The sequence below is a fragment of the Streptomyces radicis genome (genome assembly GCF_003626575.1).
In the GTDB taxonomy this organism is placed as follows: Bacteria; Actinomycetota; Actinomycetes; order Streptomycetales; family Streptomycetaceae; genus Streptomyces; species Streptomyces radicis.
Map to the genome: position 1 here is coordinate 432,352 of NZ_RBDY01000003.1, position 11,178 is coordinate 443,529.

General features: G+C 75.6%; 1 protein-coding gene. It reads right to left on the reverse strand.

Annotated features, from left to right (window positions below; translation table 11 throughout):
- Positions 1-127: 127 nt before the first annotated feature.
- The gene (locus D7318_RS07515) at positions 128-11,158 is read right to left on the reverse strand and encodes a type I polyketide synthase (protein ID WP_120696065.1); all 11,031 of its coding nucleotides are present in this window, start codon (positions 11,156-11,158) and stop codon (positions 128-130) included.
- Positions 11,159-11,178: the final 20 nt, after the last annotated feature.

Below are 11,178 nucleotides of genomic sequence, written 5' to 3' on the forward strand. Positions count from 1 at the left end.
CCCCAGCCCGGTGTGTGTTGCGTGGACATGACGGGCCGGGGTGGTGACGGGGCGGGGCGCGGACCGCTGCGGTCCGCGCCCCGTGGCGCACGCGTGGCGCGCGCCGTGCAACGCCTGGTCAGCGGCGTCAGTTGGGCTTGCGCAGGGCCATGCTGACGAGGTCGGCGACGTCCATCTCGGCGAGGGACGCGGGCTCGTCCTCGCTCTCCCCCGGGTCCCCGGGGTCGTCGCCCACGCCGGTGAGGCGTTGGAGGATACCCAGCACCCCCGCCTCCTTGAACCTCGCGAGCGGGATTTCCGCCAGGACGCGGCGGAACTCCTCCTCGAACGGGTCGGAAACGGGCCCGCCGACGGCGCCGTCGGACCCGACATCGGGGAGGACCTCGGGAAGGAGGAACGCCGCCAGGTCGGCCGGGGTCGGGTAGTCGAACACGGCGGTGGCGGGCAGCCGCACCCCGGTGGCCGCGTTGAGCCGGTTCCGCAGCTCGACGCCGGTCAGGGAGTCGAAGCCGACCTCGCGGAACGGCCGGTCGGGGCCGACCTGTTCGGGTCCCGCGTGGCCGAGCACGGCGGCGGCGTGCTCGCGGACCAGGTCGACCATGGCCCGCTCCCTGTCGCGCCCGGTGAGCCCGGCCAGGCGCTCCCGCAGCCCGTCGGCGGCCGACGCGCCCACGGCGGCCCCGGCCTTGCGGCGCGCGGGGGCGCGGACCAGGCCGCGCAGCTTGTGCGGGACGTCGCCCGATGCCGCCTGGCGCTGGACGGCGCGCAGGTCGAGGGGCGCGGGGGCGACCAGGGGCTCGGGGACGGCCGCCAGGGTCTCGTCGAGCAGGGCCAGGCCCTCGTCGGACCCCAGGAGCCGCACGCCGGTGCGGGCCATGCGCTCCCACTGCCCCTGGTCGAGGTCGCCCGTCATGCCGCTGGCCTCCTCCCACAGGCCCCAGGCCAGGGAGACGGCGGGCAGCCCGCGCGCGGCCCTGCGCTCGGCCAGGGCGTCGAGCACGGTGTTGGCGGCCGCGTAGTTGGCCTGCCCCGGGCCGCCCATGACGCCCGCGAGCGACGAGAACAGCACGAACGCGGACAGGTCGGCGCCCGCGGTCAGCTCGTCCAGGTGCAGCGCCGCGTCGACCTTGGCCGCGATGACGCGGTCGACCTGCTCGCCGGTGAGGGAGCCGATCAGGGCGTCGTCCAGGATGCCCGCGGTGTGCACGACGCCGGTGAGCGGCCGTTCCCCGGGGATCGCGGCCAGCAGCGCGGCCAGCGCGTCCCGGTCGGACGCGTCGCACGCGACCACCTCGGGCTCCGCGCCCAACTCCCTGAGCTTCTCGACCAGTTCGGGAACGCCCTGGGCGGCGGGCCCGCGCCTGCTGGCCAGCAGCAGATGGCGCACGCCGTGGCGTTCCGCCAGGTGGGTGGCGACCAGCGAGCCGAGCGTTCCCGTGCCGCCGGTGATGAGCACCGTGCCGCCGGTGTCCCAGCCGCGCGGGACGCGCAGCACGACCTTGCCGACGTGTTTGGCCTGGCTCATGAAGCGGAACGCCTCACGCGCGCGCCTGATGTCCCAGCAGGTGACGGGGAGCCGCTTCAGCGCCCCTTCGCCGAACAGGCCGACGAGTGCGGCGAGCCACTCCTGGATCTGCTCGTGGCTCGCGTCGTTGAGGTCGAACAGCCGGTAGGCGACGCCGGGGTGCGCGGCGGCGACGTCGGCGGCGTCGCGCACATCGGTCTTGCCCATCTCGAGGAAGCGCCCGCCCCTGGGCATGAGCGCGAGGGAGGCGTCGATGAACTCCCCTGAGAGGGAGTTGAGCACGACGTCGACGCCCCGGCCCCCGGTGGCGGCCAGGAACGCGTCGCGGAAGTCGAGCGTGCGCGAGGACGCGATGTGGTCGTCGTCAAGGCCGAGTTCGCGCAGGGTGCCCCACTTGCCCTCGCTCGCCGTGGCGAACACCTCGGCGCCCAGGTGGCGGGCCAGCTGGATGGCGGCCATGCCGACGCCACCCGCGCCCGCGTGGACGAGAACGGTGTCGCCAGGGCCGACCCTGCCCAATTCCCTCAGGCCCATCCAGGCGGTGAGGTAGACGGCGCCGAGCGCGGCGGACTCCTCGAACGACCAGCCGGGCAGCAGCGGGGTCACCAGCCGGTGGTCGGTGACCACGGTGGGGCCCATGCACTCCTTCATCAGGCCGAACACCCGGTCGCCTGGGGCGAGTCCGGTGACCTGGGCGCCGACCTCCGTGATGACGCCCGCGCCCTCGCCGCCCGGCACGAGCGCGGCGCGGTCGGGCAGCATGCCGAGGGCGATGAGCACGTCGCGGAAGTTGAGCGCGGCGGCGCGCACGGCGACGCGGACGTCGTGCGGGCCCAGGGGCCGGTCCGCTTCGGGGCGCGGGAGCAGCGCGAGGTCGTCGAGCGTGCCGGTCGAGCCGCCCACGGCGAGCCGCCAGTCGGGCTCGGCCGGGGGCCGCAGCGCGTCGGGCGACGCGGCGCGGGCGAGCCTGGGGGCGGACAACCCGCCGTCCGCGAGCCGAAGTTCGGGCTCGCCGGTGGCGAAGGCCGCGGCGATCTCCTCGGGCGAGGGAAGCTCGGGGCCCGTGTGCACGAGGACGAAACGCCCGGGGTTCTCGCTCTGGGCGGAGCGCACAAGCCCGGTGACCGCCGCGTGTGGGAGCGGGTCCCGACGGACGGCGAGGGCGAGCGTGGCGTCCGCGCAGCGGTCGTCGCCGAGCCAGGCGCGCAGCAGGTCGAGCGTGTCCTTGACGGTCCCCGCGATGTCGGGGCCCACGGGGACGGGATGGACGACCAGCTCGGGCACGCCGCGTTCGGCGAGGGCGGCGAGGTCGTCGGCGCCGTCGAGGACGGCGACGGGCCCCGCGGCGCCAGGGGCGAGGGGCACCCAGGTGACGCGGAACAGCGCGTCGGAGCCCGCGGGGGTCTCGCGCAGGCTCTCGGTGGCGACCGGGCGCACGGCGAGGGAGTCGACGACGGCGACGGTGCGGCCCGTTCCGTCGGCGGCGGTGAGGGAGATGGCGTCGTCCCCGGCGCGGGTCATGCGCACCCGCAGGGTGGTGGCGCCCGTGGCCAGCACCTCAAGGCCTCGGAAGGAGAACGGGAGTTGGGGCCTTCCCTCGTCGGCGGACAGGCCGACGAGCGCGCTGGGGTGCAGCGCCGCGTCGAGGAGGGCGGGGTGCAGCGCGAAGCCGCCCACGTCGGTCCCCTCGGGGAGGGCGACCTCGGCGAACACCGCGTCCTCGGTGCGCCAGGCGGCGCGCAGGCCGCGGAAGACGGGGCCGTAGCGAAGCTGGCCCTCGTCGAACCTGGCGTAGATGTCGCCCACGTCGATCGCCTCGGCGCCGCGCGGCGGCCACGAGGCGAGGCCCGCGTCATCGGCCGTCGCGCCCACGGGGGCGAGGACGCCGATGGCGTGGCACACCCACTCGCCCGCGCCCGAGGTGCCCGTGGCGTCGGTCTCGACCTGGCTGTGCACGGCGAAGTCCCGGCGCCCCGAGCCGTCGAGGTCCTCGACCACGACCTGGATGCGCGCGGCGCCCTGGGCGGGGAGGATGAGCGGGGTCTGAAGGGTGATCTCCTCGACCCGCCCGCAGCCGACCTCGTCCCCCGCCCGAACGGCCAGCTCCACAAAGGCCGTTCCGGGCAGCAGCACCACATCGCCGACCCGGTGGTCGGCCAGCCATGGGTGGGTGCGCAGCGACAGCCTGCCCGTGAACAGCACCTCGTCCGCCGACGCCATCGCCACCGCCGCTCCCAGCAACGGATGTTCGGCCGCCACCAAACCCGCCGCCGACACATCCCCCGCGCCGCTGTCCGGCGAGAGCCAGTAGCGGCGACGCTGGAACGGATAGGTCGGCAGCTCCACCCGGGCAACGCCCTCAGGGAAGAGCCGCGCCCAGTCCACGGGCACGCCATGGACAAACGCCTCGGCCGCCGAGGTGAGAAAACGCGCCGCCCCGCCCTCGTTCCGCCGCAGCGAACCCACCACAACGGCCTCGGCCCCGACCGCGTCGACGGTCTCAGTGAGTCCAACGGCCAGCACCGCGTGGGCGCTCGACTCCACGAAGCAGCCATGGCCGTCCCGGAGCAGCGCCTCGACGGTCTCCTGGAAGCGGACCGTGCTGCGCAGATTCCGCGTCCAGTACGCCGCGTCCAGCGCCGTGGTGTCGATCGGCGCCGCGTCCACCGTCGAGTAGAACGGCACCCTCGACGCCACCGGGGCCACGGCGGCCAGCCTCTCCGTCAACTCCTCGGCGATATCGTCCACATGAGCCGTGTGCGACGCGTAGTCCACCGCGATCCGCCGCACCCGCCAGCCACGCTCCTCACACGCGCCCATCCACGCCTCCAGCGCCTCAGGATCACCCGCCACCACGGTGGACGAGGGACCGTTGACCGCCGCGACCGAGAGGCGTTCGGCCCAGGGGGCGGCGCTCTCGGCCGCCGCCTCGGCGTCCACCGCGACGGACACCATCCCGCCACGCCCGGCGAGGCGTTGAGCGATGAGCGCGCTGCGCAACGCCACCACCCGCGCACCATCGTCGAGCGACAACGCGCCCGCCACCACGGCGGCCGCCACCTCGCCCTGTGAATGCCCCACGACGGCCGAGGGCCTGACCCCCAGCCACTCCCACAGCCGGGCGAGCGACACCATCACGGCCCAGGACAGCGGCTGCACGATGTCGACGCGCGCCAGGTCGCCGTTGAGCTCGGCCCAGAAGTCCCAGTCCACGAACTCGGCCAGCGCCGTCGCGCACTCCTCCAACGCCGCACGGAACACCGGGAAGACATCGGCCAGTTCAAGGGCCATCCCCGACCACTGCGCCCCCTGCCCCGGGAACACGAAGACGGGCCGTCGGGCGCTGTCCAGCGCGCGGCCGATGATCGGCTCGCCTGACCCTTCGAGCACCACGGCCCGGTCGTCGAGCAGCGAGCGACCCGACAGCAGGGACCAGCCCACCTCGACGGGCGAGGAGCCCAACTCCCCGAGCCGCGCCACCTGTTCGGCCAGCGCCGCCTCACCACGCGCCGAGACCACCCACGGCACGACCCCGCCGATGACCTCGGCCTCCCCGACGGCAACGGCCTCAGGCTCGGGCGCCTGCTCCAGGATCAGATGCGCGTTGGTGCCGCTCATGCCGAACGACGACACACCCGCCCGGCGCGGACGCCCCGCGTCCGGCCACTCCCGCGCCTCCGTCAACAGCTCGACCGCCCCAGCCGACCAGTCCACATGCGGCGACGGCTCATCCACATGCAGCGTCCTCGGCAGCACCCCGTGCCGCAACGCCATCACCATCTTGATGACGCCCGCAGCCCCGGCCGCGATGGTGCTGTGCCCGATGTTGGACTTGACGGACCCCAGCCACAGGGGGCGTTCGGGCGCGCGGCCCTGGCCATAGGTGGCCAGGAGGGCCTGGGCCTCGATGGGGTCGCCGAGGGACGTGCCCGTGCCATGGCCTTCGACGGCGTCCACGTCGTGGGGGGTGAGCCCGGCGCTGGCCAACGCCTGGGCGATGACGCGCTGTTGGGAGGGGCCATTGGGGGCGGTGAGCCCGTTGGACGCCCCGTCCTGGTTGATCGCCGAGCCACGGATCACCGCCAGCACCGGGTGCCCGAGGCGTTCGGCGTCGGACAGCCGCTCCACGAGCAGCACGCCCGCGCCCTCGGACCAGCCCGTGCCGTCCGCGCCCGCCGCGTACGCCTTGCAGCGGCCGTCGGCGGCGAGCCCGCGCTGGCGGCTGAACTCGATGAACCCGGCCGGGGTGGCCATCACGTTGACGCCGCCGGTGACGGCGAGGGAGCACTCGCCGCGCCGCAGCGCGCCCACGGCCTGGTGCAGCGCCACGAGCGAGGAGGAGCAGGCCGTCTCCACGGTCACCGCGGGGCCCTCGAAGCCGAAGGTGTAGGCGACGCGGCCCGAGGCGACGCTGGTGGCGACGCCCGTGACGGCGTAGCCCTCGAGCTCGTCGGCGAGCCGCCCGCCGCCCGCGGCGTAGCCGCACGAGGCGACGCCGACGAACACGCCCGTGTCGCTGCCCTTGAGCGAGGACGGGGCGATGCCCGCGCGCTCGATGGCCTCCCACGAGGTCTCGAGGAGGAGCCGCTGCTGCGGGTCCATCGCCAGGGCCTCGCGCGGCGAGATCCCGAAGAACTCGGCGTCGAACTCGCCCACGCCCTCGACGAATCCGCCGTATCGCGTGTAGCTGGTGCCGATGTGCTCGGGGTCGGGGTGGTAGAGGGAGTCGACGTCCCAGCCGCGGTCGGTCGGGAAGCCGGTCATGGCGTCGCGGCCCTCGGCGACAAGACGCCACAGGTCGTCGGGCGAGGCGACGCCGCCGGGGAAGCGGCAGGCCATGCCGACGATGGCGATCGGCTCGTCGTCGCGGACGGGGACGAGGGCGGGGGTCGCGGGGGTCGCCGACGCGGCGGTGCTCTCGGTGAGTTGGTCGAGAAGGTGGGCGACCAGGTGGGTGGGGGTGGGGTAGTCGAAGACGAGGGTGGGCGAAAGGCTGAGCCCGGTGAGGGCGTTGAGCCGGTTGCGCAGCTCGACGGCGGTCAGGGAGTCGAAGCCCAGGTCGCCGAACGCGTTCCGCGGGGAGAGCGCGGCCGGGTCGCGATGGCCGAGGACCAGCGCGGCCTGTTCCATGGTCTGCCGCAGCAGGAGGTCGGCGCGCTCGTCGGGCGGGGTGGCGGCCAGGCGGGCGCGCAGGCCCGTCGCCGCCTCCCCCGTGGGGCCGCCAGGATCCTCGGCGCCCGCGGCGAGCGCGGCGGCGACCTCGGGGATCTCGGCGAGCAGCGCGCCCGGGCCGCCCGCGGCGATCGCGGAGGCCACGCGGTCCCACAGGACCGGGCTCACCACCAGGAACGTCTCGTCGTGCTCGACCGCCTGGCGCAGCGCGGCCGACGCGGTGTCGGGGTCCATGGTGGTCATGCCGAGGTTGGCGGCGCGGCCCGCGATCGCCTCGTCGGCCATGCCGCCGCCGCCCCAGGTGCCCCAGGCGATGGAGGTGGCGGGCAGCCCCGCGGCGCGGCGGCGGGCGGCGAGCGCGTCGAGGAACGCGTTGCCCGGGGTGTAGTTGCCGAGGCCAGGGCCGCCGAAGGTGGCGGCCACGGAGGAGAACAGGACGAACGCCGACAGGTCGAGGTCGCGGGTCAGCTCGTCCAGGTGCACGGCGCCGAGCGCCTTGACGCGCAGGCTGGCCTCGACGCGCTCGGGGGTCAGCGCGTCGATGACGCCGTCGTCGAGGACGGCGGCGGTGTGCAGGACGGCGGTCAGCGGGCGGTCGTCCGGCAGCGACGCCAGCAGCCGCGCCACGTCGTCGCGGTCGCCGATGTCGCACGAGGCGACGGTCACCCTGGCGCCCAACGCCTCGAGCTCGGCGGCAAGATCGGCCGCGCCCGGGGCCTGCGGGCCGCGGCGGCTGACCAGCAGCAGGTGCTCGGCGCCCTCGCGGGCGAGGCGGCGCGCCACATGGCCGCCGAGCGCGCCCGTTCCCCCGGTGATCAGGACCGTGCCGCGGGGGGTCCACGCGCGCTCGGCCGCGCGCTCGCCCAGCGGGGCGCGGCGCAGGCGGCGCGCCAGGACGCCGGAGGAGCGCACCGCGAGCTGGTCCTCGCCCTCGGCCGCCGCGAGCGCGGCAACGCACCGTTCGGCGGCGCGCTCGTCCAGGGTCTCGGGAAGGTCGAGCAGGCCGCCCCACAGCGCCGGGTACTCGGCGCGCACGACGGGTCCGAGGCCCCACAGCTGGGCGCGTGCGGCGTCCACGGCGGGGTCGTCGGGGGCCCCCGTGGACACCGCGCCCCTGGTGAGCCACCACAGCGGCGCGGCGGCGCCGATGTCGGCGAGGGCCTGGACCAGGGTCATGGCGTCCACGGTGGGGCGCGCGAGCGACGCGGCGAGGCTCCGGCCCTCGGGTTCCGCGCCGAGGCCGAGCAGGGAGACGGCGCCCGCGAGGTCGTCACCCGCGTCGACGAGCGCGGGGATGAGCGTCCTCGCCAGCTCCTCGCGGCCCTCGGCCGCCGGGTCGACCACCAGCGGCAGGACGCGCGCGCCGCGTTCCTCCAACGCCGCGACGAGCGGGTGCCCTTCGGCGTCGGCGGGCAGGAACGCCAGCCAGGTGCCGGTGAGTCGGGGCCGCCTGGGGACGGTGACGGGCCGCCAGGCGACGCGGTAGTACCAGGAGTCGAGGAGTGCCTGCTCGCGGGAGCGGCGGCGCCACGACGACAGCGCGGGCAGCACGGCGCGTAGCCCCTCGCCGTCCAACTCCAGTGCCTCGGCCAGGACTTCGGCGTTCTCCTGCTCGACGGCGGCCCAGAACCTGCGCTCGGCCTCGCCGGGCGCTTCGCCCGACGCGCCGCGGACGGGTGGGGCCTGGAGCCAGTAACGCCGGTGCTGGAAGGCGTAGGTGGGCAGCTCGACGCGGTGGGCGGGAGGGGCGCCGAAGACGCCGCGCCAGTCGACGGCCACGCCGTTCACGTGCGCGGCGGCGAGCGCTTCGAGCAGCGTCTCGTCCTCGGGGCGGCCCTTGCGGGCCGAGGGGATGACGGCGCCCTGGAAGTCGGGCCCGAGGCAGTCGCGGGCCATCGCGGTGAGCACCCCGGCGGGGCCGAGCTCGAGGAATGTCCGCACGCCCGCGGCGGCCAGCCACTCCACGCCGTCGGCGAAGCGCACCGCCTCGCGGACGTGCCGCACCCAGTAGGCGGGCGAGGTGAGCTGCGCCGCGGTGGCGACCTCGCCCGTGACGTTGGAGACGACGGGGATGGTGGGCGCGGAGAAGGTGAGCCCGGCCAGCTCGGCGGCGAAGTCGTCGAGCATGGCGTCCATGTGGGGCGAGTGGAAGGCGTGGCTGACGCGCAGCCGCCGCGTCTTGTGGCCGCGCCGCGTCCACTCGTCGGCGAGCGCGAGGACCGCGTCCTCGTCGCCCGAGACGACGGTGGACGAGGGGCCGTTGACGGCGGCGATCGAGATCGCGCCGCCGTGGTCGGCGAGGGTCGCGGCGACGGCCTCCGCGCCCGCCTGGACGGCGACCATGGCGCCGCGCGCGGGGAGCGCCTGCATGAGGCGGCCCCGTGCGGCGATCAGGCGGCAGGCGTCGGGGAGGGGGAGCACGCCCGCCACATGGGCCGCGACGACCTCGCCGACCGAGTGCCCGGCGACGTGGTCGGGGCGCAGGCCCCAGGACTCGACGAGGCGGTAGAGGGCCACCTCGAAGGCGAACAGCGCGGTCTGGGTCCAGGCGGTGCGGTCGAGGGTGCCTTCGGGGTCGTCGTCGGCGAACATGACGTCGCGCAGCGGCCGTTCGAGCAGGGGGTCAAGATGCGCGCACACCTCGTCGAGGGCGCGGGCGAACACCGGGAAGGCGGCGGAGAGTTCGCGGCCCATGCCGAGCCGCTGGGCGCCCTGCCCGGTGAACAGGACCGCGAGCAGGTCCTCGGGGCCCTTGGCGTGGACCGCCCCCGAGACGACGCCCGCGGCCTGGGCGCCCTCCTCGATGGCGCGCAGCCCCGCCACGGCGCTCTCGTGGTCGGCGGCGAGGACGACGCCGCGCCGGTCGAGGGCGGCGCGGCCCGTCGCGGCGGCGTGCGCGACATCGGCGAGGGCGGGCGCCCCCCGGCCCTCCTGGCTCTCCTCGCTCTGAAGGAACTCCCGCAGCCTGGCGGCCTGGGCGCGCAGCGCGGGCTCGCCGCGCCCGGAGACCAGCAGCGGAACGAGCGGCAGCGACGGCGCCTCGGCGGGCGCGGCCTCGGCGGTGGCGCCGTCGTCCGTCTCCTCGTCGGCGGACTCGGCGGGCTCCGCGGGCGGCCCGAGCGGGGCCTCCTCCAGGATCACATGGGCGTTGGTGCCGCTGATCCCGAAGGCCGAGACGCCCGCGCGGCGGACGCGTTCGCCCACCGGCCAGGGCACGGGCTCGCCGAGCAGCGCGACCGTGCCGGACGACCAGTCGATCTCGGGGGACGGCTCGTCCACGTGGAGGGTCCTCGGCAGCGTCTCGTTCCCCAGCGCGAGAACCATCTTGATGACGCCGGTGATGCCGGCGGCGGCGAGGCTGTGCCCGACGTTCGACTTGACGGCGCCGAGCCACAGCGGGCGGCCTTCGGGGCGCTCCCTGCCGTAGGTGTCCATCAGGGCGTTGGCCTCGATGGGGTCGCCGAGCGACGTGCCCGTGCCGTGCGCCTCGACGGCGTCGACCTGGTCGGCGGAGACGCGGGCGTTCTCCAACGCCTGGGTGATCACGGCGCGTTGGGCCGGGCCGCGGGGGGCGGTGAGGCCGTTGGACGCGCCGTCCTGGTTGACGGCGGAGCCGCGGACGACGGCGAGGACGCGGCGGCCGTTGCGCCGGGCGTCGGACAGCCGCTCCACCAGCAGCATGCCGACGCCCTCGGCCCAGCCCGTGCCGCCCGCGCCCGCGCCGAACGCCCGGGAGCGGCCGTCGGGGGACAGCGCGCCCTGCTTGCCGAACTCGTCGAAGAGGCGCGTGTCGGGCAGCACGGACACGCCGCCGACCAGCGCGAGCGGGCACTCGCCGCCGCGCAGCGCCCGCACGGCCAGGTGCAGCGCCACCAGCGACGACGAGCAGGCGGTGTCGACGGTGAGCGCGGGCCCTTCGAGGCCGAACGTGTAGGACAGGCGGCCCGAGGCGACGCTGACCGCGCTGCCGGTGGCCACATAGCCCTCGACGTCGGCGGGGAAGTCGCGGGGCCCGGCGAGGTAGCCGAGGTTGGCGGCGCCCATGAAGACGCCGGTGCGGCTGCCGTGCAGGGTGGTGGCGTCGATGCCCGCGCGCTCGAACGCCTCCCACGCGGTTTCCAGGAGTTGACGCTGCTGCGGGTCCATCGCCAGGGCCTCGCGCGGCGAGATGCCGAACAGCTCGGCGTCGAAGTCCATGACGTCGTCGACGAAGCCGCCCCGGTGGCCCTCGGTGCCGACGTCCCAGCCGCGGTCAAGGGGCAGCTCGGTGATGGCGTCGCCGCCCTCGGCGAGCAGCCGCCACAGGCCGTCGGGCGAGGTGACCCCGCCGGGGTGGCGGCAGGCCATGCCGACGATGGCGATCGGCTCGTTCTCCTCCAGCTCGCGCACGCGCGCGCGGGCCTTGCGGAGGTCGGCGGTCGCGCGCTTCAGATAGTCCCGGAGCTTGACTTCGTTGTTCATCTGGCCCACCTATGGGTGAC